The organism is Mycolicibacterium tokaiense, from assembly GCF_010725885.1.
Lineage (GTDB): Bacteria > Actinomycetota > Actinomycetes > Mycobacteriales > Mycobacteriaceae > Mycobacterium > Mycobacterium tokaiense.
The window spans coordinates 3545438-3570991 of sequence record NZ_AP022600.1 but is presented as its reverse complement, the minus strand read 5'-3'; the positions used below and the strand labels follow the sequence as shown (position 1 = coordinate 3570991).

The following is a 25554-nucleotide window of genomic DNA, read 5'->3' as shown; positions in this document are numbered from 1 at the left end:
CCCTGCGCCGGGGTATCAACCGCGGGTGGACGGTCTCGCCGGCCCCCGCATCGGCTCCAGAGTTCCCCGAGTCGGCGGGCACCGTTTTCGCGGACGGTCACACGGGTAACTACCGTCGCATGTCTGGTCCCTTTTCCGATGACGTACCGATCGACGATGCCATGGAACAACAGCAGCCGGTGGCCGACCCGGCACCTGCCGACGGTCCGGACGGCGCCCCGCCACTGGAGAGCGACCCCGGGGACTGGCAAGAACAGCGGCAGGCCCTGGACGAGCTGGATCCGGACGAGGAGCGGCGCTGACGCCTCTCCCACTGCGCCGTGCCTACCAGGCGAGCGCCGGGAATCCCATCGCCAGGGTGATCAGGAATGCGGTGGCCAGGAACCACCCCGCGCCCTGCCATGCCCAGAAGCGTTCTCCGCTGTCCTCTCGCCAGGCGCGATAGGTGCAGACGAATGCCCAGACCGCGCCGCCGAGCAGGATGATCGGGGCACCGACACCGAGAAACGTGCGCTGCGGTACGCCGCAGGCAACGGTGTCGACGTCCATCGACTCGATACACGTACCGACCCACAGGGCCGCCATGATGAGGAAGGCGAGTCCGGCCACGGCGACAGCCACGGTGAACCGCACCGCGTCGGCAGGGCTGCGAGTCTTACCCCCACCGGTGTGGCCGCGCACGTCATCGGTGCGGGGATCGGCACTCAACTGTGCCTCTGACCTGCGCGTGACCGCCATGTCGTTCCTTTCCGGGTGCTCCCCTGTACCCGCCTGTTCGGAACCCAAAACGTTCGGACACAAATTTATCGAATTGTTTCCGTGTCGGTGCTGTAATTGCGACGTAATTCATGCATTTCCCGCTGCAGTGGCCCCTTCTCGCCGCGCTGCGCCGCGGTGCCCGCTTGACTAGCGTGACGGAATGGACCTGCACACCGTCGAGGTCGTCGACATCGCGACCAGCCGCGATGATGTCTGGCCTCTCGGGCCCCACGATGCGGTGCTGGCGGGCGGCACGTGGTTGTTCTCCGAGCCGCAGACTCAGCTGCGGCGACTGGTGGACATCACCGGACTGGACTGGCAGCCGTGGGTGATCGGGCGCGACGAACTGGAGATTGCCGCCACCTGCACCATCGAGCAGGTGGCGGCACTGTCCGACGAACTCCCGACGCTGTGTCCGCAGTGGCGGGCCGCCCCGCTGCTGCGGCAGTGCTGCGAGGCGTTGCTCATGTCGTTCAAGATCTGGCACACCGCAACCGTCGGGGGCAACGTCTGTCTCTCGTTCCCGGCGGGGGCCATCATCTCGCTGCTCTCGGCGCTCGACGGCACCGTGACCGTCTGGCGGGCCGACGGATCGCAGTACCGAGTTGCGATCACCGACTTCGTCACCGGTGATTCCACCAATGTGCTGAGCGCGGGTGATCTCCTGCGTTCGGTGCACCTACCCGCACACGCACTGCGGGCCCAGACGCAGATGCGCAAGCTGGCGCCGTCGGAGCTGGGCCGCTCGGGGATCGTGGTGATCGGCCGCCGCGACACCATCGCCGACGGGGGGCGGTTCTGGCTGTCGATCACCGCAGCGACCGTGCGCCCCTATGTGTTCGTGTTCGAGACCGCCCCAACCGATCACCAGATCGAGGTCGAGCATGACCGCATCCCCGACCACGAGTGGACCAGGGACGCGCATGGCGATCCGGACTGGCGCCGCGGCGTGACCCTGCAGTTGGCGCGAGACGTCTGCGCGGCGCTGCGGTGAGCATCCGCATCAACGGAGAGCCGGCCGGCGGCAACCCCCGGCCCGGCCAGTGTCTGCGCACCTTCCTGCGCGACCAGGGGCACTTCGAGGTGAAGAAGGGTTGCGACGCCGGCGACTGCGGCGCCTGTTCGGTACTGGTGGACGGGCGTGCGGTCCACTCGTGCGTCTTCCCGGCTTTTCGCGCCGACAATCGCGACGTCACCACCGTCGCGGGCCTGGGCACCCCCGACGATCTGCACCCCATGCAACGAAAGTTCCTGGAAGCCGCCGGCTTTCAATGCGGGTTCTGCACCGCCGGGATGATCACCACCGCCTCGGCGCTGTCGGAGGCACAACTGGCTGATCTGCCCCGCAGCCTGAAGGGCAACCTGTGCCGTTGCACCGGCTACCGGAGCATCACCGACGCGGTGGACGGGCGGGCCAACACCGAGAAGCCGGCGCAGGGCGCTGATGTGGGCCGGTCCGTCAGCGCACCCGCCGGGTCGCGGGTGGTGACCGGCACCGAGCAGTACACCATGGACTTCACGATGCCCGGCCTGTTGCACATGGCCGTGCTGGCCAGTCCGATGGCCCACGCCAGAATCCGCTCCATCGACACCTCCGCCGCCGAATCCCTGCCGGGCGTACGCCTGGTATTGACCCACCACGACAGTCCGCCGGTGGCGTTCTCGACCGCGCGGCACGAGAACCGCCTCGACGATCCCGACGACACCCGGGTGCTCGACGACACCGTTCGGCACCTCGGACAGCGGGTGGCCGCGGTGGTCGCCGACGACCTGGCCACCGCCGAAAAGGCCTGCCGCGCTCTGGTGGTCGAGTACGAGGCATTGCCGGCGGTGTTCGAGCCCGAGGCCGCCCGCTCCCCTGGCGCACCCCTGGTGCACGGCGACAAATCGGACACCAGCCGCATCGCTGATCCCGCACGCAACACGGTTGCCGAATTGCACGGCGGCGTAGGCGATGTCGAGGCCGGCATCGCGGCCGCACGCGCCACCGGTGGCGCGGTGGTGACGGGCCGGTGGCACACCCAGCGGGTGCAGCACAGCCATCTGGAGACACACGGGTGCACCGGGTGGCGCGATGATGCCGGTCGGCTGGTGATCCGCAGCAGCACCCAGGTTCCGTTCCTGGTTCGCGACGAGTTGTGCCATGTCTTCGGGCTGGCCCGCGAGGACGTCCACGTGTTCACCAAGAGGGTGGGCGGCGGCTTCGGCGGCAAGCAGGAGATGCTGACCGAGGACCTGGTGGCGCTGGCGGTGCTGCGACTCGGGCAGCCGGTGCGTTTCGAATTCACCCGCGGCGACCAATTCACGGTGGCGCCGTGCCGCCATCCCTTCCGGATCGACGTGACGGCAGCTGCCGGGGCGGACGGGGTGCTGACCGCACTGGCCGCCGACGTGTTGGTGGACGCCGGGGCCTACGGCAACCATTCCCCCGGCGTGATGTTCCACAGCTGCGGTGAGTCGCTGGCGCTGTATCGCTGCCCGAACAAACACGTCGACGCCCAAGCCGTGTACACGAACAACCTGCCGTCAGGGGCCTTCCGCGGTTATGGCCTCTCGCAGATGATCTTCGCGATCGAGTCGGCGATCGACGAGCTGGCGGTACAGCTGGGCGTCGACCCGTTCGAGATGCGCAGGCGCAACGTCATCGTGCCCGGCGACGACTTCGTCGATTCCCATGTGGCCCGCGATGATCTGACCTTTGGCAGTTACGGTCTGGACCAATGCCTGGACCTGGTGGAGGCGTCGCTGCGCAGCGGCGCGGGCACCCCGGCACCTGTCGGCCCGCAGTGGCGGGTCGGCACCGGCATGGCGGCAGCCATGATCGCGACCATTCCGCCCCGGGGGCATTTTGCCGAAGCACGGGTGTCGTTGTCTGCCTCCGGTGCCTACACGCTGTGGGTGGGCACCGCGGAATTCGGCAACGGAACATCGACGGTGCACGCGCAGCTCGCTGCCACCGAACTGAACACCACGTCAGACCGAATCGTGTTGCGCCAGTCCGATACCGATGTGGCCGCACACGACACGGGTGCCTTCGGTTCGGCGGGAACGGTGGTGGCGGGCAAGGCCGTGCAGACCGCGTGTGCGCACCTGCGCACCACGCTCCTGGCGTCGGCGGCAGCGCTGGCCGGGGTTGACCCGTCGCAGTGCGAGCTCGGCCCCAACGGCGTGCAGTGCGGTGACCGGCTGATCGGGTTCGCCGAGCTGGTCGGCGACGCCCCGATGGAGGGTGTCGGTCGCCACGACGGCACACCGCGATCGGTGGCCTTCAACGTGCAGGGTTTTCGGGTGGCGGTGGACACCTCGACCGGCGTGGTGCGGGTGCTGCACTCGGTGCAGGCCGCCGACGCCGGTGTGGTGATCAACCCGCAGCAGTGTCGAGGCCAGGTGGAAGGGGGCGTCGCACAGGGCATCGGCGGCGCGCTGTACGAGGAGATGCTGCTCGGCGACGACGGCGCGGTGACCAATGCGACGCTGCGCAATTACCACATTCCCCAGCTCGCCGACCTGCCGGTGACCGAGGTCCTGTTCGCCGACACCTATGACCGGCTGGGGCCACAGGGTGCGAAGTCGATGAGTGAGTCGCCGTACAACCCGGTGGCGCCGGCGCTGGCGAACGCCATTCGTGACGCCATCGGGATCCGTCTGCACCGGCTGCCGATGACCCCGGCCCGGGTGTGGCGGGCGCTGACCACGGGCACCGAGAGCTAGAGTCCCCGCTTGGCGGTCTTCGCGGCCGCCACCGCGGTCTCGTCACCGGCGAAGTCCACCCGGATCGCATCGCGCCCGAAGGCGTACAGCACCAACTCTTCTGGCGCGCCGGTCAACACGACTTCCGGCCCATTGCCCACGGTGGCCAGTGTGCGGCCGGCGTCGGTGCGCAGCACCAGCCGCGCCGGCACCTTGGCCAGCGCCACCTTGCTCAGCAACGGGAACGGGCGCAGTAGCGCAGCCACGGTGGCACTGTCCAATTGCCGTGGCTCCCAACCGGGTTGAGCCCGGCGCACATCCTCGTGGTGTACGAACATCTCGGTGACGTTCACCAGCGGATCCAGGATGACGAACGGCGAGTAGATGGGCGGCCCGCCGGCGATCTTGTCGACCAGTTCCGGATACGGCGTGGACTCCGCAATCCGGTCCTGCACCTTGGCGGTGTACTTCTGCAGGGGCGCCAACGCGATGCCGGGGGTGGCGTCGAGGCGGCGTTCCCGCAACACCAGATGCGCGGCGAGGTCCCGGGCGGTCCACCCCTCACACAACGTGGGGGCGTCCGCGTCCACGGCGCGCAGGGTCTCGACGAGGGCGGCGCGTTCACGCTTGGCAACGGTCATGGTCTCCACAGTAAGCAGACCGGGAGTCTTCTGTCGGATGAGCCCCCTAACATCGTGCCGTGCTCCGGGTCCGGTTTCTGATGCTGTTCGCTGCGGTGGCCGGTGTCGGCGCCTATCTGCTCGGCGTGGACCCGGCGTTCTGCGTGCTCATCGCCGCGGCTGCCATCCTGGCGCCGCGGTTCCTGGCAGGTGCGTTACGCGGGGCCGCCACCCCGGCCGCACGCGAAGAACCCACCGCACAGATGTCGGGCACCGAGTTCGAGGACTTCGTGGCCACCATCGCCCGCCGCGCCGGGGTGCCGGTGATCATGACTCCGCTGACCGGCGACTGGGGTGTCGACCTGATCCTCGGCCGGCGCCCGGATCGTGTTGCGGTGCAGTGCAAACGGCTGGGCCGCCCGGTGGGGCCGGGTGCGGTCCAGGAGGTGGTGGCGGGCGCTCCGATGCAGGACTGCACCCGCACCATGGTGGTGTCCAACCAGGAGTTCACCCCGGCTGCCCGCCGCCTGGCCGAACTGCACGGCTGCGTGCTGGTGGGCGGATCTCAGCTACGCAGCCTGCGAGCCGAGATCCTGCGCGTCACCGCTACGCCAACCCGCTGAGCACCTCACGCACCGCGGCCACCGCGGCGTCGATCTCGCCACGACTCACCGTGAGCGCCGGACGAAACCGCACGCTGTCGCCACCACTGGCCAGCATCACCACACCCCGCTGCCACAATCCCTCGACAAGCGCGTCGCGCGCCTGGGCGGTCGGCAGGCTGAAGGCACACATCAGTCCACGGCCACGCACGTCCAGCACCACGCCCGGGTGATCGGCAGCCAGCTCGGTCAGGGCGTCGAGCAGGTACCTGCCGCAGGCGGCGGCATTGTCGAACAGGCCGTCGGCCTCGATGGTCTCCAGGATGCGACGGGCCCGCACCATGTCCACCAGGTTGCCGCCCCAGGTGGAGTTGATCCGGGAGCTGACGGCGAACACGTTGTCGGCCACGTCGTCGACCCGCCGGCCGGCCATCACGCCACACACCTGCGTCTTCTTGCCGAACGCCACGACATCGGGGGCGACGCCCAGCTGTTGGTAGGCCCACGCCGTCCCGGTGATCCCGCAGCCGGTCTGCACCTCGTCGAAGATCAGCAGTGCGTCGTGCTCATCGCACAGCGCGCGCATCGCGGCGAAGAACTCGGCGCGGATGTGCCGGTCGCCGCCCTCACCCTGGATGGGTTCGGCGATGAAGCAGGCGATGTCATGCGGGTACGCCTCGAAGGCGGCCCGGGCCTGGCGCAGCGACTCCGCTTCGAGTGCGTCGATGTCGGCGCCAGGGCGGACGTAGGGAGCGTCGATGCGCGGCCAGTCGAACTTCGGGAATCTCGCAACCTTGTTGGGGTCGGTGTTGGTCAGCGAGAGCGTGTACCCGCTGCGGCCGTGGAACGCACCCTTGAGGTGCAACACCCGGGTGCCCAGTTCGGCTGAGCGGCCGCGGGATTCGTTGAGCCGGCTCTTCCAGTCGAAGGCCACCTTGAGCGCGTTCTCCACGGCCAGCGCCCCGCCGTCGACGAAGAACAGATGCGGCAGCGCGGGGTCACCCAGCACCCGGGCGAAGGTGTCGACGAACCGTGCCATGGGCACGGTGTACACATCGGAGTTGCTCGGTTTGTTGACGGCCGCCGCGGCGAGTTCCGTGCGGAAGTCGGCGTCCTCGGCGAGCGCCGGATGGTTCATGCCCAACGCCGAGGAGGCGAAGAACGTGAACATGTCCAGGTGGCGGCGACCGGTGCGGGCGTCCACCAGGTAGCTGCCCTGCGACCGCTCGAGATCGAGCACCAGGTCCATACCGTCGGCCAGGATGCTGCGCCGCAGCACCTCGTGGACGTCGGTGGCCGTGATCTCTCCGGCAAACCCGGCTTCACGCGACAAAAGTTCCGTCATGCCGCGAATACTAACGGAAATTTTACAGCTGACGGTAAAGAAACCGGCCTCAGCCCTGATTCACAGGAATATCTACGGTAGAGATTGTCTTCCGTCGTAAAAAGTTTGTAGGATGATCGTGCTTCGGGTGCGGACGTTGGCCGCTGTCCGGATCTGCTGCAGGAGATCCTCGAGGGCACGCGCCGATCCCACACGAACCAGCAGCATGTAGCTTTCGTCGCCCGCCACCGAATGACACGCCTCGATGGCATCGATGTGCTCGAGGCGGGCAGGCGCATCATCGGGCTGAGAAGGATCGAGAGGAGTGATGGCGACGAACGCCGACAACATGTGGCCCACCGCTTCGGGATTGACCCGCGCGGTGTATCCCTTCACCACACCCCTGGATTCCAGCCGCCGCACCCGCGATTGCACCGCCGACACCGACAGGCCGGCAGTACTGGCCAGATGGGCCAGCGTGGCGCGGCCGTCGGACACCAGTTCACGCACCAGAGCCTTGTCGATGTCGTCGAGATGCTCGGCGTCGGCCGTCCCTCGGCTAGAAGACACACGCGGAGACTATCGCAGGACGGGGTCATCATGAACGGGCAGCCATTCGTGCCCACCTGGCGACTGCGTGCGCGTTTCGCCGCCGACCTGTCGGCCATGTACGCCCGCGAGGTACCCGCTTACACCACCCTGGTGGAGGTCAGTGCCCAGGTGAACCGTGATCACCTGACCGCACATCCGAAGGCCGAGCGGCTCGGCAGCCTGGACCGGGTCACCGCCGAGCGCCACGGCGCCATCCGGGTGGGGACCCCGGGCGAACTGGCCGACGTCGCCGCGTTGTTCGCGGCTTTCGGGATGTTTCCGGTGGGCTTCTACGACCTGCGTGATGCTGCATCCCCGGTGCCGGTGGTCTCCACGGCATTTCGGCCCATCTACGCCGACGAACTCGCGCGCAATCCCTTCCGGGTGTTCACCTCCATGCTGGCCACCGATGACGCCCGGTTCTTCGACGCCGACCTGCGTGCACGCGTCCTGCGCGCACTCTCGACACGCACGCTGTTCGATCCTCAACTCATCGCCGACGCAGGGCGATTCGCTGCCGACGGTGGATGCACAGCCACCCAGGCCGATGAGTTCGTCCCGCGGGCGGTGGCCGCGTTCGCGCTGTCCCGTGAGCCCATCGACCGGGCCTGGTACCAGGAGCTCTCGCAGGTGTCCGCCGTGGCCGCCGACATCGCCGGCGTCTCCTCCACCCACATCAACCACCTCACCCCGCGTGTGCTCGACATCGACGACCTCTACGTCCGCATGTCGGCGCGCGGGATCACCATGATCGACGCCATCCAGGGGCCGCCCCGCTGGGACGGTCCCGACGTGCTGCTGCGCCAGACGTCGTTCCGCGCGCTGGCCGAGCCGCGCCGGTTTGCCGATGCCGACGGCGCCGTCTCCGAGGGCACCCTGCGGGTGCGCTTCGGTGAGGTCGAGGCACGCGGGGTCGCGCTCACCCCCGCCGGCCGCGCCCGCTACGACACCGCCTTTGCCGAGGCGGCCGCCGCCACCGACCGTGCCGAGGTGTGGGCACGCCACTTCCCCCGCACCGACGCCGAGATGTGCGCCTCCGGCCTGGCCTACTACCAGCACGGAAATCCCGCCAAACCCGTTGTGTACGAGGACTTCCTGCCAGCCTCCGCGGCGGGGATCTTCCGCTCCAACACCGACAGCGATGCCGTGGCCGGCGCCGCCACCGACACCTCCGCCTACAGCGGGGAATGGCTGGCCGGCGCCATCGGCACAGATCTGCACGACCCTTACGCCCTCTACGAGAAAGCGGCATCATGACAGTCATGGACGCCACCACCACCATGCCCTCATCCGACACGTTGCGCGGACGTGCCCGGGAAGCCCTGGCGACGATCTTCGGGCGTCCCGTCGAGGATGTCGAGCTGGCCGCTCCGGGCGGTCACGGGGTGCAGTCGAGCACTCCGGTCACCGGGGATGTGTTGTTCACCATCGCCGAGGGCGCCGGAGTCGACGTGGAGACCGCCATCGCCGCGGCCGCCGACGCGTTCACATCCTGGCGCACCACACCGGCTCCGGTGCGCGGTGCGCTGGTGGCCCGGCTGGGCGAGCTGCTCACCGAGCACAAGGACGATCTGGCCACCCTGGTGACCATCGAAGCCGGCAAGATCACCTCCGAGGCCCGCGGCGAGGTGCAGGAGATGATCGACGTCTGCCAGTTCGCCGTCGGCCTCTCGCGTCAGCTGTATGGCAAGACCATTGCCTCGGAGCGGCCGGGGCACCGGCTGATGGAGACCTGGCACCCGCTCGGGGTGGTCGGCGTCATCACGGCCTTCAACTTCCCGGTCGCGGTGTGGGCGTGGAACTCTGCGATCGCCCTGGTGTGCGGCGACACGGTGGTGTGGAAGCCGTCGGAGCTGACCCCCCTGACAGCCATCGCCTGTCAGGCTCTGCTGGAGCGGGCCGCCCGTGAGGTGGGTGCACCGCCCGCGGTGAGCCAGTTGGTCATCGGTGGACGCGACGTCGGCGAACAGCTGGTCGACGACCCTCGGGTGGCGCTACTCAGCGCCACCGGGTCGGTACGGATGGGACGCGAGGTGGGCCCACGGGTGGCGCAGCGCTTCGGCAAGGTCCTGCTGGAGCTCGGCGGCAACAACGCCGCCATCGTCACCCCGTCGGCCGACCTGGATCTCGCCGTGCGCGGCATCGTGTTCTCGGCGGCGGGCACCGCCGGACAGCGCTGCACCACCCTCCGCCGGGTCATCGCGCACACCTCGGTGGTGGACACACTCGCCGAGCGCATCAGCACGGCCTATCGCAGCCTGCCGGTCGGTGACCCGTTCGCCGACGGCACGCTGGTGGGTCCGCTGATCCACGAGACCGGCTACCGCGACATGGTGGGCGCACTCGAGCAGGCCCGCGCCGACGGCGGCGAGGTGACCGGCGGTGAACGGGTGCAGACCGGTGACGACGGGGCGTTCTACGTCACGCCGGCGGTGGTGCGCATGCCGGCGCAGACCGCGATCGTGCACGAGGAGACCTTCGCGCCCATCCTCTACGTCCTCACCTACGACACCCTCGACGAGGCCATCGCCCTCAACAATGCGGTGCCGCAGGGACTTTCGTCGGCCATCTTCACCACCGACATCCGGGAGGCCGAACGTTTCATGGCGGCCGACGGATCCGATTGTGGTATCGCCAACGTCAACATCGGCACGTCGGGCGCTGAGATCGGCGGCGCGTTCGGTGGCGAGAAGCAGACCGGTGGCGGACGCGAGTCCGGGTCGGACTCTTGGAAGGCCTACATGCGTCGGGCCACCAACACGGTGAACTACTCCTCGGAGCTGCCGCTGGCCCAGGGCGTGCAATTCGTCTAAACAGGTACCCATGGACATCGACGGCAAGGTCGCCATCGTCACCGGCGGCGGCTCGGGTATCGGTAGGGCACTGGCGCAGGGGTTGGCGGCCGCGGGAGCCCGGGTGGTCGTCGGCGACCTGACGCCGCCGGGGGCCGAGACCCCGGGAACGGTCGCACTGCAAGCCGATGCCGGCACCTCCGAGGGCATCGCATCCCTGATCGCTCTGGCGGAGAACAGCTTCGGACCGGTGGACATCTTCGTCGCGAACGCGGGCATCATCGGCGCCGCCGGCCTGGGCACCGAAGCCAGCTGGGACACCGTCCTGGATGTGAACGTGCGCGCGCACATCCGGGCTGCCGAGCAGCTGGTTCCGGGGTGGCAGGCCAGAGGCAGCGGCTACTTCGTCTCGGTGGCCTCGGCGGCCGGGCTGCTGTCGCAGATCGGGGCGGCCGGCTACGCGGTCTCCAAACACGCCGCGGTGGGATTCGCCGAGTGGCTGGCCATCACCTATGGCGACGACGGCATCGGGGTCAGCTGTGTGTGCCCGCTCGGAGTCGACACTCCGCTGCTCGATGCGGTCCGGTCATCCACCGAGGAGGCCGGCCGGGTGGGCGCGCAGTCGATTGTCCAGTCCGGCACGGTGATCAGCGCCGACGACGTCGCTGCGGCCACCCTGGACGCCATGAGTGAAGACCGGTTCCTGGTGTTGCCGCACCCGCAGGTGCTGGACATGTACCGCGGCAAGGGCAACGACTACGACCGCTGGATCAGCGGCATGCGCCGTTACCAGCGCACGTTGAAGGGCTAGCTGTCCGGGTTGGCGTCGAGGTAGCCCGTCAAGGCATCACGCAGGTGTTCGCGGGCCAGGCGCTCCGCCAGGTCGGCATCACCGGCGGACAGCGCCTCGGCGATCTGCCGGTGCTGCTTCCAGGCGGTGTCGAACAGATCGGGCACGGTGCGCAGCATGCCGGCCATCGCCCGCTCCACCACCGACCAGATGGCCACCATGGCCCGGTTGAAATACGGGTTCTCGGTGGCGTCGAGGATGGCCCCGTGGAAGTCCCGATCGAGTTCCAGCAGCATCGCGGTGTCGTTGCGGCCACCCAGCTCGGCATGGCGATCCAGTACAGCCATGATGCCGGAGAGGTCCCGGGATTCGGCCAGCGCCACTTCCCGCACCGCCTGCGCCTCGAGAGCTTCGCGCACCTTGTAGGCGGCTTCCACGTCGTATCGTGAGAGGGCACGCACGGCGACGCCACCAGTGGGGAGCGGTTCCAGCAGGCCCTCGCCCACCAGGTCGGCCGCCGCCACCCGCACCGGCATCCGACTGACCCCGAGTTGCTCGGCCACCTGAACCTGGTTCAGCCGCACCCCCGCCGGGATCTCTTCGAGCACGATCGCAAGCCGCAGCCGGTCGCGCACCGACCGGGCCAGTGCGCTGCTGTCCCGCGGCGGCAGCGCACCGAGCGATGAGAAACTGTGCGGCGTCCGGGCACCGAGATCGGGTCCAAGGCTCACGTGGTATCTCCTCGAGTACCGCCGACGACATAACGCTTGACCTCGGCAGCATTCCACGGCCCCACCGCCTGGCGGGGTGGAACCGCCGCGAGGCCACCGAGGTAGTCCGCGGACTTCGGCGTCCGGGACACCAGGACGTCCACCACGGCGGGGGCGTTGTCGAGCGCGCGTGTGAGTGCGCCGGCCAGGTCGTCGGGGTCTTCCACGCGTTCGCCGTGGGCACCGAGGCTGCGGGCCAACTGGTCGTAGCGGCATCCGGGTAGGTCCACCCCCACCAGGTTGTTGTCGAAACGGTCCACCTGGTCGTGGCGCTCGATGTTCCAGGCCTGATTGTTGGCGACCACGAAGACGGCCTTTGCGCCGTGTCGGACTGCCGTGTCCACCTCCATGGCGGTGAAACCGAAACTGCCGTCGCCGATCACGGCGATCACCGGCTCGGCAGGCCGCTCCAGGGCCGCGGCAACGGCAAAGGGCACACCGACCCCCAGACAGCCCAGCGCCCCGCAGTCGAGGTAGTCGACCGGCTTGAGGCCCACCCGGGCGAAGGACAGGATGTCCCCGCCGTCGGCGATCGCCACCGATCGGTCGGTCAGCAGGGCGTTGACCGCGCCGATGACGACGTTGGGCGACATCAGTCCGTCGTCGGCCGGCGTGGTATCCAGCAGTGCCGCGGTCAGCTTGTCTCGGCGAATTGTGTTGGCCCGCTGCATCTCCTGAACCCAGACCAGATCCGGTGCGGCGGGGGCGGCGTCAGCCAGAGCGGTGAGGACGGCTGCCGTCGTACCGTGCACCTCGACGTCACCGCGGCGGTTCTCGCCGAGCTCCTCGAAGCACGTCCCGATGCGCAGGAAGCGGGCGTGCGGGGAGAACACCGCGGGCGAACCGTAGCCGAGCTGGAAATCCAGCCGCCGGGCGAGCGTGATCACCAGATCGGCCTCGGCCATGGCCCGGCCCCGCACGGCGGGGACAAAACCCGGCACGTCGTCGCGGATCACCCCGCGGCTTTCGCCGGAGTCCAGGTACAGCGCTTGCGTGCGGTCGAGGAAGCTGCGCACCTGAGGCCCCGCGGTGCGCACCGAGCGGCCGCCGATCACCACGATGCGTGCAGATTCGGCAATCAGCGTGGCGGCCTGGCCCACCGACACCGGATCCGGCGCTGCCACAACAGCTTCCCGGCGGTGCATCGCCAGCGCAGGGACGTCGGCGTCGTGTACCTGCTCGTCCAGCAGGTCGGTGGGGAAATCGAGGTAGGCAGGCCCGGTGGCGCCGGTGGCCGCACCCAGTGCGGCCGCGATCGCCTTGTCCAGCCTGGGTATCACGTGGTGACGTTCCGAGACCTGCTCGGCCAGACGGCAGATGGGTCGCACGATCTCAGCCTGGGCGATGTCCTGCATACCGCCCATGCCGGTCTGCGGCCGCGGTGGACGCCCGGAAAGGACCAGAACCGGGCTGCGACCCACATACGCGTTGGAGATCGCCGTCACCGCGTTGGTGAGCCCGGGGCCGGCGGTCACCATGGCCACGCTCAGCTCACCGGTGAGGTCTGCGGTGGCGTGGGCCATGTAGACCGCGGCGGCTTCGTGGCGGACGTCGATGATCTCGACGCCTGCTCTGGCGGCGGCGTCCCACAGCGGTTGGATGTGGCCGCCGCAGAGTCCGAATATTCGCCGCACGCCCTGGGCCCGCAGCCGTGCGGCGATCAGGTGGGCCACGGTGGTTTCCGGCACGGGGTCACCCTTTCGATGCTGCGAGGCGTGGTTGCGAATCCTGGATCCAGAGTCCATAGTAGCCTACGTCACAGTTGATGAACGGTGCGACGGTGGCCACACGACGTGCATAGGAGACCGCGATGACTTTGTCCGACACCCGGCCACCCCTGGCGGGACCCCGCTTCCGGCCGGAGGACAGACTGGACTTCACTCTGCCGCGGTTCCTGCGCGACGCCGCGCGCGCCTACGCCGACAAGCCGTTCATGAGCACCATCTCCGGCGAGACACTGACGTATGCCCAGGCGCTGGAGCTTGTGGAACGCCGCGCAGCGGGTCTGGCGTCCCTGGGCGTCAACAAGGGCGACCGGGTGTTGCTCATCATGGACAACTCGATCGACCTGCTGATCAGTTGGTTCGCCATCAATCTGCTCGGCGCCGTCGAGGTCCCCTCCAACACGGCCAATCGTGGTGCCAGCCTGGCCCACACCGCCAACAACTCCGGCGCCACCATTGCGATCATCGACACGCGGTACGCGGGCACGCTCGATGATGTTGCGGGAGAGCTCAAGACGGTGGCCACGGTGGTGGTGCGCGGCGAGATGCCCACGCTGGCGCTGCCCACCGTCGCCCTGTCCGATCTCGACGACACCGACGGCGCCGTCCCCGCTGTCGAGGTGTCATACCGCGATCCCGCGGCGATCATCTACACCTCAGGCACCACCGGCCCGGCCAAAGGTGTGGTGGTGCCACACGCGCACATGCACACCTTTGCCGCGCACGTGGTGGAACAACTCGACATCTCGGGCGACGACGTCTACTACATCTGCCTGCCGCTGTTCCACGCCAATGCGCAGTTCATGCAAGTACTTCCATGCCTGATGACCGGCGCTTCGATGGTGCTGGCGGACGCGTTCAGCGCCAGCGGCTGGCTCGACGATCTGCGCAACTGCGGCGCCACGGTGACCAGCTTGCTGGGGGTGATGGCGCAATACATCTTCGACCGCCCCGAGCGTCCCGAGGACACCGACCACCGGGTGCGCCGGATGGTCACCATCCCCCTGCCCGGCGTCATCGCCGCGGACTTCGAGCGCCGATTCAACACGCTGTGCATCGAGGCCTACGGCATGACCGAAATCTGTCTGCCCCTCTATCGTCCCGCTGGCGAGCCGCTGCGGCCCGGTAGTTGCGGCAAGGCTCTGGACAGCTGGTTCGAGGTGCGCATCGTCGACCCGGTGACCGACGAGCCGGTGCCGGACGGCGAGGCCGGCGAGATCGTGGTGCGCCCGCGGTACCCGTTCACCACCTTCCTCGGCTACCACGCCATGCCGGACCGGACCGTCGAAGCGTGGCGAAACCTGTGGTTCCACACCGGAGATGCCGCCCGCCGGGACAGCGACGGCTATTTCTACTTCCTGGACCGGCTCAATGACCGCATCCGGCGCAAAGGCGAGAACGTCACCACCTACGACATCGAGGTGGCCCTCACCGAGATCCCGGGGATCGTGGACGCCGCGGTGATCGCCCGGCCCGCCCAGGAGGGCGAGGACGACATCAAAGCGTTCCTGGTGATCGCCGAGGGTGCCGACTCCCCCGATCCTGTTGCGGTGCTGCGACACTGCGCCAAGCGGTTGCCCTACTTCTCCGTTCCGCGGTATCTCGAGTTCATCGGCGATCTCCCCAAGACGCCCACCGGCAAGGTTCTCAAACGCACCCTGCGAGGCATGGAGACCTCGCCCACCGAATGGGATCGTGAAGAGGCCGGGTGGACGGTCAAGCGAGGCAACGATGCGTTGGTGCCCGTGGAGCCAAAGATGGGTTCCGCTACCCCGCAGTAGTAAGTTCCCCCACCTCCATCTCGCCCAAACCGACGCCGGCCCGAGGCCGAGGCTGGCGAGGCACGAGCCAGTCGAAGGAGATCGGGCCAAGAGATGGGGCCCGAATCTGCGAGTGCGGTTCGGCATTTCGTCGGTCTCGGCGAAAGCGGGTTTGAGCACCTAAACCCCTGTGCCACTTGAGTATCTGGCGTCACATTGCTCGGATTTTTGTCGGACCCCAGGTCTAGTTTCGAGGCATGGGAACGTCAGCTGTCGCCGATCGTGAGGCGATGCTGGCCGCCCTGACCCAGATGGAAACCCTGCAAGCGCAGATGAACTCACTGTCCATCGACGCCTTCACCCCGCTGGAGTTGTTGGACCTGCAGCAGCGCCGCGAAACCCTCTCTTGGCAACACCCCGTCCTCGATCACAAGGTCTACCACCGTCTGCGCGCGGAATGCGCCCCGAAAGAACTGGGCGCCAGCAGCTACACCAAAGTCCTGGCCGCCCGGCTGCGGATCAGCGAAGCCGAAGCATTCCGGCGCCTCAAAAACGCCGAACTCCTCGGGCCCCGCACCGCCCTGACCGGTGAGCCGATGCCCCCCGCGTTGCCGAAAGTCGCCGCCGCCCAACAGAAGGGCCTGATCGGGCCTGAGCATGTCAGCGAGATCAAGTCGTTCTTCCGCACCCTGCCCCAATCGGTGGACTTCCAAGCCCGCGAAGCCGCCGAAACCGACCTCGCCCACCACGCCAGCACCCTCGGCGCCGACGGCTTCACCGCCGTCGCCGACCGGTTGAAGTACCTGCTCGACCAAGACGGCACCTTCACCGACACCGACCGCCAAGCCCGCCGCGGGCTGCGCCTGGGCAAACAACGCCCCGACGGCACCGTCCCCATCTCCGGATACCTCACCCCCGAAGCCGCAGCCACCTGGGAAGCGGTCAAAGCCAAACTCGCTGCCCCCGGCATGTGCAACCCCGCCGACGACACCCCACAAGTCGACGGCGAACCCGACCCCGAGCACGCGGCCACAGACACGCGCACCCAGAGCCAACGCGACCACGACGCGTTCCTGGCCGCCGGTCGAGCGGTCCTGGCCTCCGGTGATCTCGGTCAACACAAAGGCCTACCGGCCACGATCATCATCCGCACCGAACTCAAAGACCTGGAAAAGGCAGCCGGACACGGGCTCACCGCCGGCGGCACCCTGATCCCGATGCGCGACGTCATCCGCATGGCCTCGCACGCCTACCTCTGGCTGGCACTGTTCGACGGCAAGGGAGTGCCGCTGCATCTCGGCCGCACCCGCCGCGTCGCCTCACCGGGGCAGCGCATCGTGCTGCTGGCTCAGCACCGGGGCTGCACCGCCCCGGGCTGCACCGCCGATGGCTACCACTCCGAAGTCCACCACGCGAACAAAGACTGGAAAGACGGCGGCAACACCGACGTCGAGGACATGACTCTGGCGTGCGGGCCGGACAACAGGATGGTCGAAACCACCGGGTGGACCACCCGCAACCGCCCCGACGACGGCATCACCGAGTGGATCCCACCACCAGCGTTGGACTGCGGGCAAGCCCGCACCAACCCCTACCACCACCGGAGACCGCATCCTCGCCCCCGATGAACCCGACGAAGACCCACCCGGCGACGACCCGTGAGCCCGGGATGGGGAGGCTGCAACCGGCGGAGTCAGGAGGCCCGCCGGAACTCCCCCGCGAAACAACAGCGCCGCCAGGGAGATTCCCTGGCGGCGCCGCAGTGTCAGCCCCCTCAACGAGCGGCCGTCTCCTCCAGGTTGCGGTCCTTGGTCTCCGGTAGAGCCAGGACGCAGAGCAGGCTCACCGCCGACAAAGCGGCCAGCAGCACGCCCACCCAGATGCTCGACGACGTGGCCACGATCTGTGCCGCGAGGATGGGCGGGATGGCGCCGCCGATGATGCCGCCCAGGTTGTAGCTCAAACCCGCTCCGGTGTAACGGAACCGCGACTTGAACATCTCCGGCAGCAAGGCGCCGGCCGGGCCGTTGGCCACACCGTAGATGCACAGCGTCACGGTGACACCGATCAGGAAAGCGATGGGCGAACCGGTGTCCAACAGCGGGAACAATGCCAACGACCAGACGATCGCGGCACCGTAGGCCACGGCAATCACCTTCTTGCGCCCCAGTTTGTCGCTCAGGATGCAGGCCGCGGAGGTCACCACGCCCAGCGCCACCGCGGCGATCATGCCGAAGCCCAGGATCATGGTGCGGGTGAACTCGAGATTGCCGATGCCGTAGCTGGTCAGGAAGGTGCTGCCGGTGTAAAACATCGAGAAGACGGTGGACATCGCCAGACCGGCGATCAGGATCTGCTTCCACTGCTCCCGGAATGCATCAGCGAACGGCAGCTTCTCGGGTGCACTCACCGTTTCCTTGGTGCGTAGGTGGTTTTTGAAGACGGGGGTTTCCTCGATGGACAACCGGATCCACAGGCCCACCATCACCAACAGCAGCGACGCGATGAACGGCAGCCGCCAACCGTAGTTCAAGAATGTCTCGCTGGTGGCGCCGATGGTGACCGAAGCCAGGAAGAACGTGCCGCTGGCCAAGAAGAATGCGCATGCCGGGCCCAACTGCGGGTACACCGCCATGCGGCCTCGTTGACCCTGTGGGGCGTACTCCGCCGTCAACAGTGTTGCGCCGGCCCATTCGCCGCCCATCGCCAAGCCCTGCAGGAACCGCATCGCCACCAGCAGGATGGGCGCCCAGATGCCGATGCCGTTCTCGAGAATCCCGAACACGCCGGTGTCGTAACCCGGGAACAGGCCGATCGCGACAGTGGACAGACCCATGATCAGCAGCGTCCACACCAACGTCCTTTTGCGGCCGATCTTGTCCCCGAAGTGACCGAAGATGATGGAACCGACCGGGCGGGCGAAGAAGGCCACCCCGAACGTCGCGAACGACGCGATGGTGCCCATCGCCGGGCTTGCGCTCGGAAAGAAGACGGCGGGGAACACCAGCGCGGCGGCCGTGCCGTACACGAAGAAGTCGTAGTACTCGATGGTGGTGCCGATGAGGCTGGCCGCGCCGACCCTACGCAGGCTTCGCGGGTCGGATGGCTGTTTCACATCGGAGGGCAGAGCCGCGCTCTGATGGGTCATATGGACATCTCCAATCGAAGTGACAGGGCTCACTTTGGTCCTACCATAGGTGTGGTGTACGCCACAGGCAATAGCTACCAGTTACGCAGCACACAACACGTGTCAAACCCGTCCACGGCGCCGCTTCGGCGGACTTCTCAGCGCGCCCGGATAACCCTTCGACCAGCCGTGATACCCCAACCTGCTTGGCAATCTTCGCAATTCACACGTTCGACGCTCTCAATACTTCGCAAACCCGCGTCCTTGTCCGGCGACCCCGAAGTTGGAAATGTCAGCGTCGTCGACGAAGGGAGCGAAGCCGGATGCTGAAGCACGTGGCGATCGTCAACCGCGGCGAGGCCGCGATGCGCTTCCTCAACGCCGCGGGTGAGTACGGCATGGAACGGGGCGTGCCCCTGGAAACGGTGGCGCTCTACACCGACGCCGACGCCGGCTCCTGGTTCGTCCGCGAGGCCGACCACGCCGTCCATCTCGGACCCACCATGTCCACCGACCCCGTGACCGGTGCCCGCAGGCACACCTACCTCGATCTCGACGTCCTCGAAACCGCCCTGCGGTCCAGCGGTGCCGATTCGGTATGGCCTGGTTGGGGTTTCGTCGCCGAGAATCCAGATTTCGTGCGCCTGTGCGAGCGCATCGGAGTGCGGTTCATCGGGCCCAGCGCGGAGGCCATGGACAAGCTCGGCGACAAGATCGCCGCCAAGCGAGTCGCCGAGTCGGCCGAGGTCCCGGTGGTGCCGTGGAGCCATGGCCCCGTAGCGACAGCTGACGACGCCCTCGCCCACGCGCACCGGATCGGATTCCCGGTGGTCATCAAGGCCGCCGCCGGTGGCGGTGGCCGCGGCATCAGGGTGGTGCGCGACGCCGCCGAACTCCCCGCGGCGTTCGCGGGCGCCAGGTCCGAAGCCGAGTCCGCATTCGGTGACTCCACCCTGTTCCTCGAGGCGCAGGTGTTGGGCGGACGCCACTTCGAGGTGCAGGTGGCCGCCGACACCGCCGGCACTGTGTGGGCACTGGGGTTGCGGGACTGCAGTGTGCAGCGGCGGCGCCAGAAGGTCCTCGAAGAATCTGCCCCCGTCGACATCGACGCTCACACCCGTCAGCGCATCCTCGACGCCGCCCGCCGGCTGTGCCGGACCGTCGGCTACACCGGGGTCGGCACCGTGGAGTTCCTTGCGCGGCCGGACACTGGCGATTTCTACTTCCTCGAAGTCAACACCCGGCTCCAGGTGGAGCACACGGTCACCGAGTCGGTCACCGGCGTGGATCTGGTGAAGCTCCAGCTCGACATCGCCGAGGGGCTTCCCCTGATCGGCGACCCGCCCGAACCACGCGGCCATGCCGTCGAGGTCCGGCTCAACGCCGAGGATCCCCGGCGCGGGTTCGCCCCCGCCCCCGGCCGGGTGGTCGAACTGCGCATTCCGCAGGGTCCGTCGATCCGGACCGACGCAGGCGTGGTGGCCGGCGACAGCATTGCGTCCGAATTCGATTCCATGATCGCCAAAGTCATTGCCTGGGGCCGGGACCGGGATGAGGCGCTGGCGCGGCTGCGGCGGGCGCTGGCCCGCTCGGCCGCGGTGGTCGAAGGCGGTACCACCAACCGGCGCTTCCTGATGGCCCTGCTCGACAACGCCGACATCCGTGCGGGCCATGTCGACACGACGTGGTTGGACCGGGCCTTGGACAGCGGCATCCTGCTGGATGCCCCTGACGCAGCACCCGCCCTCGTGGCCGCGGCCGTGGAGGCCTACCGGCGCGATCACGCCGACGCCCTCGACAGGTTCGCCGGCATGGCCGCTCACGGACGCCTGGACCCGGTTGACGACACCGCGATGACCGTCGAGCTGGAATACGAGGGCGAACGCCGCCGCTTCACGGTGCGCTGGCTGGGCGCCGATGATTTCGAGATCGAGGTCGACGGGACGGTGGTCGCCGCGCAGGTCGCCGAGGTCGGGAAGTTCGAACGCAGAATGGTCGTCGGCGACCACGAGATGGCACTGACGGTGGTGGCCGGTGGTCCCCTGATCACCGTGGAGGCCGGACACAGCGTCTACCGCATCGTGCGCGGGGACGGCGGACTGGTGCGGGCCGAGTCGCAGTGTGTGGTGGCCAAGGTCCTGGTGTCTGTGGGTGACGAGGTGCGGCCCGGCGAGGTGTTGCTCATCGCGGAGGCGATGAAGATGGAGTCGCCCGTTGTGGCGCCGGCGGCCGGGCGCATCACCGAGATTGTCTGTCCGGCGGGAACTCTGGTGGGCGCGGGTGGCCCGATCATCCGGATGGAGGCACTGGATCAGGCCGCGGCGGGCGTCGCGACTCAACTGTCGTTCACCGACCTGGCCGCGCACCAACCCGATTCGGCGGATACCGATCGCGACACCCTGGTGCGGCTGATCCTCGGCCAGGATCTCGACGACGACGCTGCCGCCAAGGCCATCGCCCGAATCGACGCGCTGCCCTTTGATGCCGGGCTGCAGGTGCTCCGCGCCGCCGCCGACCGGATGGCGCTGTTCGCAGACCACGACGACGCGGACACCGGCACGCAGCGCCGCTCCCCCCGGCCCGATCTGCTCCTCCTTGCGCTGCGTTCACCCGACCGGCTCGACGAGCTGGCGCCGGGCCACTTCCCCGCGCAAGTACGCAGTGTGCTGGCCTATTACGGCGTGACCGAGGTCAGCCAGAGCCCTGAGTTGACCGACGCGCTCTACCACGTCTGGCGCGCCGAGTCCCGGATGGATCGGGTGGCGCAGGTGAGCGCCCTGGTATTGCAGAGCTGGCTGGAGCCCGACCACGACACCGTGGACTCCACTGAGTTGGTCGAGGTTGTCGACGCGGTGATCACGGCAGCAGAGCTCGGCTACCCGGGCGTCGCCGATCTCGGCCGCGCCGTCCGTCACCGGCTGGTGGAACACCCGGCCATCCGGGAATTACGCAGCGCCGATGAGCGATATGCCGCCCTCCTGCTTGCCGGTGAGCAGGCTGACGTCACCGGCCTGTTGCACCTGCCCGCTCCGCTGGACCGCTGGCTGGCCGCACATGCCGTCGACCAGGGCCCCGAGGCGGTCGCCGCTCTCGAAGCGCTGCTGCGCCGGACCCACCGGCACCGCGCCCTCGCCCGGTGCGCAGCACTGCCACTCACCGGCATCACCGGGGTCACGTCGGCACGGAGCGACAACGGAAACACCGTGGTGATGGTGGCCGTGGCGGGGACCGCCGACCGACTCGGCGACGTCCTCTCGGCCGCCGCCGGCAGTGTCGAGACCACGGGGGTCGTCGACATCGACATCTTCGTCGGCGGTAACGGGGCCCCGGACGCCACGGCGCTCGAGTCCACGATCCGGCGGGTGTTCACCGACGTCGCCGGTCGTTGCGACCATCTGACCCTGGTGATCACCTGGTGGGAGGGCGGCCGATTCACCGGGGCGCCGCGCCATCTCACCGTCACCGGCGGCCACGGAGACCTCGCCGTCGCAACCCGCCACGGTGGTATGCACCCCGCGGCGGCCGAGCGCCTGGAACTGTGGCGCTTCGACAACTTCGCACTCTCGGGCCTGCCCGCCCCCGACGGGGTCCACCTGCTGCATGCCACCGCCCGGGAGAACCGCAACGATCAGCGCCTGATCGCGATTCTGGAGGTCTTCGATCTCGATCCGGCCCACCTCACCGGCCAACTGTCCGAGGCGGCCATCGCCATCAGGCAAGCCAGGGCCGCGCTGCCCGATCCCTCGGTCTCGCTGAGCAATCGCATCGTGATCCATGCCGAGCCCACCTGGACGCTGACCGACTCCGAGCTGCAGAAACTGATCGCCGAGCTGCTGCCCCTGACCCGCGGACTGGGCCTGGAGAAGGTGATCGGCCGGGTCGTCACACACGATCCGGACACCGGCGAGCGGTCGGACGAGGTGCTGCACATCACCACACCGGCTCGAGTGGGTGTGATGGTCGGACGAACCAAGCCCTCGCACAACACGATTCGACCCATGTCGGAGTACCGCCGCCGGGTGGTGACCCTACAACGGCGGGGGCTGGTGTATCCCTACGAGATCGTCGAGCTCCTGGTCGGCACCGGCGCCACCCACACCGAGTTACCCGTCGGCGATTTCGTCGAATACGACTTCACCGATGAAGGCTTCGCAGCGGTCGAGCGTCCCCGCGGTCAGAACACCGCGCGCGTGGTCACCGGGGTGATCGAGAGCAGGCCGGCCGGCTCCACCGCCACCATCCGCCGGGTGCTCATCATGAACGAGCCCAGCCGCGATCTGGCGTCGCTGGCCGAGCCCGAATGTCGCAGGATCATCGCCGCACTGGACCTGGCCGCCGAACTGGGCATCCCGGCCGAGTGGTATGCGGTGTCCTCCGGTGCTCGGATCGCCATGGACAGCGGCACCGAAAACCTGGACGCGACGGCGGCGGTGCTGCGGCGGATCATCGAGTTCACCCAGGCCGGCGGAGAGATCAACGTCGTCGTGGTCGGGGTGAACGTCGGAGCCCAGTCGTACTTCGATGCCGAGGCCACCATGCTGATGCACACCTCGGGAGTGCTGATCATGGTCGGGCGCAGCGCCATGGTGCTCACCGGCAAGCAGGCGCTCGAGTTCTCCGGAGGGGTGGCCGCCGAGGACAACACCGGCATCGGTGGTTATGCCCGCATCGCGGGGCCCAACGGGCAGGCGCAGTTCTGGGTGCCGGATGTCGAGTCCGCGTGCGCCGTGCTGTTCCGTCACTACGAGTCTTCGCTGCCGCACGGCGCCTGGCGGCCCACGACCGATCCGGTGGACCGCGACATCACCCCGTATCCGCACCGCAACAGCGGCAACGGAACCGCTTTCGCCACGGTCGGCGAGATCTTCTCGGCCACCCACAATCCGGACCGCAAGCGGCCGTTCGACATCCGTTCGGTGCTGTCGGCGGTCCGCGACCAGGATGCCCCGCCTCTGGAGCGATGGACAGCGTGGCAGGACGCGGAGAACGTGGTGGCCTGGGACACTCGGCTCGGCGGATTCGCAGTGTCGTTGGTGGGCATCGAGTCCCGCAACCTGCGCCGGCGGCTGCCCCGGCCGGCCAATGGTCCCGACTCCTGGACAGCGGGCACGCTGTTCCCCCAGTCCTCGAAGAAACTCGCGCGGGTCATCAACGGCGCCAGTGGCCGGCGGCCGCTGGTGATCCTGGCGAACCTGTCCGGTTTCGACGGCTCCCCGGAATCGATGTCCAAGCTGCAGCTCGAGTACGGCGCCGAAATCGGCAGGGCCATCGTCAACTACCGCGGCCCCATCGTCTTCACGGTGATCTCCCGTTACCACGGCGGGGCGTACGTGGTGTTCTCCAAGGCGCTCAACCCCCACCTCGAGGTCGCAGCCGTCGAAGGCTCCCGGGCGTCGGTGATCGGCGGCGCACCCGCCGCAGCGGTGGTGTTCACCCGCGAAGTCAGGGCGCGGGTCAAACAGCACCCGGCGGTGCTGGAGTTACAGAGCCGGCTGACCGCCGCCCCCGCGGACGAGCAGCCGGTGCTCACCCACCGGTTGCACGAATTGACCGCGGCCGTGACCACCGAGGTACAGGCCGCGGTGGCCCAGGAGTTCGACGACATCCACACCGTGGAGCGTGCACTCGAGGTGGGGTCCATCGACCACATCGTCACCCCGACAGACCTGCGCCCCTATCTGATCGGCGCGGTGAGCCGCGGGCTCGAGAACACCAGCACCATGACCGGAACCGAATACCCACTCACAGAAGGACTCCGCCATGCCTAGAGTCGTCATCACCGGTCGCGGCATCATTGCCCCGAACGGGAACTCTGTCACCGACTATCTGGACGGGTTGCGCAACAACGTCTCCGGCATCGGGCGCATCTCCTGGCCCGGGGAGACCGACACCTTCTGGTTTGCCCCGGTCCGCGACTTCGAGGCCACGGACTGGATGGACGCCAAGGTGGCCGACGGCACCGACCTGTTCGCGCAATGGGCCCTGGCCGCCACCGAGCAGGCCCGCATCGACGCGGGATTGGACGACTTCGACTCGGAGCGCACCGGGGTGGTACACGGCACCAGCATGGGCGGCACCCGCTCGCTGAGCGAGGCGCAGCGGGCCTACGAGCGCGACGGCGCCGCCGGCGTCGACCGCAAGACCATGATCCGCATCCTGCCGAACATGGCGGGTTCCCAACTGTGCATGCGCTACGGCCTGCACGGTCCGTTGCTCACGCTGACCACCGCGTGCGCGTCCTCCAATGACGCCATCGGCAACGCCGCCAGGCTGATCCGTTCCGGGGAGGCCGACGTCGCGCTGACCGGCGGCACCGAGGCCGTGACCCTGGGTGACGGCGACTTCGCGCCGGCCTGGTATTTCGCCCAGGCCCAGTACGGGATGATCACCAACAGCACCGACGAGCGCCGCACCCTGACCCCTTTCGACCAGTCCCGCACCGGCATCGTGATCGGCGACGGCAGTGCGATGTTCGTGATCGAGAGCGAGGAACACGCGCTGGCTCGCGGCGCGACCATCCTCGCCGAGATCGCCGGGTATGCCTCGCTGGCGGACGGCCCCCACCCGTCCGCGCCGGACCCGAACGGCACCTGGGAGGCGCTGGTCATGCGCAAGGCGCTGGCCAACGCCGGTATCGAACCCGAGCAGGTTGATGCCCTCTACGCCCACGCCACCGGAACCGCCAAGGGGGACACCGCCGAGATCCGCGCCATCAACACGGTGCACGGTGGACGCGATCTGCCGGTCACCGGGATCAAGGGCCACACCGGGCACACCGGAGCGGCCTCGGGCGCCATGAGCGCGGTCGCCGCGCTGGAGACATTCGCATCCGGCATGTTCCCCAACGCTTTCGGCACCGACGTGGTGGATCCGGACGCCGACTTCCAGGTGATCACCCAGAAGCCCGCCCACGTGGACGCCGACGTCATCCAGATCAATTCCTTCGGGTTCGGCGGCCAGAACGCCTCGCTGGTTCTGCGCCGTTACTCCTGACCCAATCCCCCT

Annotated in this window: 18 protein-coding genes; 11 read left to right on the top strand and 7 right to left on the bottom strand. The window is 68.3% G+C overall.

Going from position 1 to position 25554, the window contains the following annotated elements; genetic code table 11:
* Window positions 1-119 precede the first annotated feature (119 nt).
* A complete protein-coding gene (locus G6N58_RS17355; protein ID WP_115281445.1) occupies window positions 120-302 on the top strand; it encodes a hypothetical protein in 183 nt (60 codons plus the stop codon).
* Window positions 303-324: 22 nt separating this feature from the next.
* Here G6N58_RS17355 and G6N58_RS17350 read toward each other — a convergent pair whose 3' ends face one another.
* Window positions 325-738 (bottom strand): hypothetical protein, encoded by a 414-nt coding sequence (locus G6N58_RS17350; protein WP_232067904.1) that lies wholly within the window; start codon window positions 736-738, stop codon window positions 325-327.
* Window positions 739-919: 181 nt separating this feature from the next.
* Between G6N58_RS17350 and G6N58_RS17345 the strand changes: the two genes are divergently transcribed.
* Window positions 920-1753 (top strand): FAD binding domain-containing protein, encoded by an 834-nt coding sequence (locus G6N58_RS17345; protein WP_115277892.1) that lies wholly within the window; start codon window positions 920-922, stop codon window positions 1751-1753.
* The gene (locus G6N58_RS17340; RefSeq protein ID WP_115277893.1) at window positions 1750-4470 is read left to right on the top strand and encodes a molybdopterin-dependent oxidoreductase; all 2721 of its coding nucleotides are present in this window, start codon (window positions 1750-1752) and stop codon (window positions 4468-4470) included. Before G6N58_RS17345 ends, G6N58_RS17340 begins: the two co-directional genes overlap by 4 nt.
* On the opposite strand, the gene G6N58_RS17335 is transcribed toward G6N58_RS17340, so the two are convergent.
* Window positions 4467-5090, bottom strand: a complete 624-nt coding sequence (locus G6N58_RS17335) for a TIGR03085 family metal-binding protein (protein WP_068919659.1) — start codon at window positions 5088-5090, stop codon at window positions 4467-4469. The two genes, G6N58_RS17340 and G6N58_RS17335, sit on opposite strands and share 4 nt — an antisense overlap.
* 80 nt (window positions 5091-5170) lie before the next feature.
* On the opposite strand from G6N58_RS17335, the gene G6N58_RS17330 reads away from it, so the two are divergent.
* The gene (locus G6N58_RS17330; RefSeq protein ID WP_115281447.1) at window positions 5171-5692 is read left to right on the top strand and encodes a restriction endonuclease; all 522 of its coding nucleotides are present in this window, start codon (window positions 5171-5173) and stop codon (window positions 5690-5692) included.
* Here G6N58_RS17330 and lat read toward each other — a convergent pair.
* Together lat and G6N58_RS17320 are read right to left on the bottom strand one after the other, a co-directional pair.
* Window positions 5676-7016: an L-lysine 6-transaminase gene (lat, locus tag G6N58_RS17325; protein ID WP_115277894.1), complete on the bottom strand. Its 1341-nt coding sequence runs from the start codon at window positions 7014-7016 to the stop codon at window positions 5676-5678. The genes G6N58_RS17330 and lat overlap by 17 nt on opposite strands.
* A gap of 72 nt (window positions 7017-7088) precedes the next feature.
* Window positions 7089-7565 (bottom strand): Lrp/AsnC family transcriptional regulator, encoded by a 477-nt coding sequence (locus G6N58_RS17320; protein WP_115277895.1) that lies wholly within the window; start codon window positions 7563-7565, stop codon window positions 7089-7091.
* A gap of 30 nt (window positions 7566-7595) precedes the next feature.
* Between G6N58_RS17320 and hglS the strand changes: the two genes are divergently transcribed.
* From hglS to G6N58_RS17305, 3 genes are read left to right on the top strand one after another with little or no spacing between them, the layout of a single operon-like run.
* Entirely contained in the window at window positions 7596-8843 is a 1248-nt protein-coding gene (gene hglS / locus G6N58_RS17315) for a 2-oxoadipate dioxygenase/decarboxylase (RefSeq protein WP_115277896.1), read from the top strand.
* Window positions 8840-10399 carry an L-piperidine-6-carboxylate dehydrogenase gene (gene amaB / locus G6N58_RS17310; RefSeq protein WP_115277897.1) on the top strand — a complete coding sequence of 520 codons (1560 nt, stop codon included), beginning with the start codon at window positions 8840-8842 and terminating at the stop codon, window positions 10397-10399. Before hglS ends, amaB begins: the two co-directional genes overlap by 4 nt.
* 10 nt (window positions 10400-10409) lie before the next feature.
* Complete coding sequence (locus G6N58_RS17305; RefSeq protein ID WP_115277898.1) at window positions 10410-11189, top strand: SDR family oxidoreductase; 780 nt, start codon at window positions 10410-10412, stop codon at window positions 11187-11189.
* On the opposite strand, the gene G6N58_RS17300 is transcribed toward G6N58_RS17305, so the two are convergent.
* Both G6N58_RS17300 and G6N58_RS17295 read right to left on the bottom strand, forming a co-directional pair.
* Window positions 11186-11899, bottom strand: a complete 714-nt coding sequence (locus tag G6N58_RS17300) for a GntR family transcriptional regulator (RefSeq protein ID WP_115277899.1) — start codon at window positions 11897-11899, stop codon at window positions 11186-11188. The genes G6N58_RS17305 and G6N58_RS17300 overlap by 4 nt on opposite strands.
* Complete coding sequence (locus G6N58_RS17295) at window positions 11896-13626, bottom strand: 2-hydroxyacyl-CoA lyase (RefSeq protein WP_197746429.1); 1731 nt, start codon at window positions 13624-13626, stop codon at window positions 11896-11898. Before G6N58_RS17295 ends, G6N58_RS17300 begins: the two co-directional genes overlap by 4 nt.
* A 122-nt stretch (window positions 13627-13748) precedes the next feature.
* On the opposite strand from G6N58_RS17295, the gene G6N58_RS17290 reads away from it, so the two are divergent.
* On the top strand, window positions 13749-15443 hold the full coding sequence (locus G6N58_RS17290) for an AMP-binding protein (protein WP_115277901.1): 1695 nt from the start codon (window positions 13749-13751) through the stop codon (window positions 15441-15443).
* A gap of 236 nt (window positions 15444-15679) precedes the next feature.
* Window positions 15680-17050, top strand: a complete 1371-nt coding sequence (locus G6N58_RS17285) for an HNH endonuclease signature motif containing protein (RefSeq protein WP_337769778.1) — start codon at window positions 15680-15682, stop codon at window positions 17048-17050.
* Window positions 17051-17196: 146 nt separating this feature from the next.
* Here G6N58_RS17285 and G6N58_RS17280 read toward each other — a convergent pair whose 3' ends face one another.
* Window positions 17197-18570: an MFS transporter gene (locus tag G6N58_RS17280; protein WP_115277902.1), complete on the bottom strand. Its 1374-nt coding sequence runs from the start codon at window positions 18568-18570 to the stop codon at window positions 17197-17199.
* Between the two features lie 302 nt (window positions 18571-18872).
* Between G6N58_RS17280 and G6N58_RS17275 the strand changes: the two genes are divergently transcribed.
* Both G6N58_RS17275 and G6N58_RS17270 read left to right on the top strand, forming a co-directional pair.
* Window positions 18873-24317 (top strand): ATP-binding protein, encoded by a 5445-nt coding sequence (locus G6N58_RS17275; protein WP_115277903.1) that lies wholly within the window; start codon window positions 18873-18875, stop codon window positions 24315-24317.
* Window positions 24310-25542, top strand: coding sequence for a beta-ketoacyl-[acyl-carrier-protein] synthase family protein (locus G6N58_RS17270; RefSeq protein ID WP_115277904.1), 1233 nt, complete (start codon window positions 24310-24312; stop codon window positions 25540-25542). The genes G6N58_RS17275 and G6N58_RS17270 overlap by 8 nt, the downstream gene beginning before the upstream one ends.
* The last annotated feature ends 12 nt before the right edge of the window (window positions 25543-25554 follow it).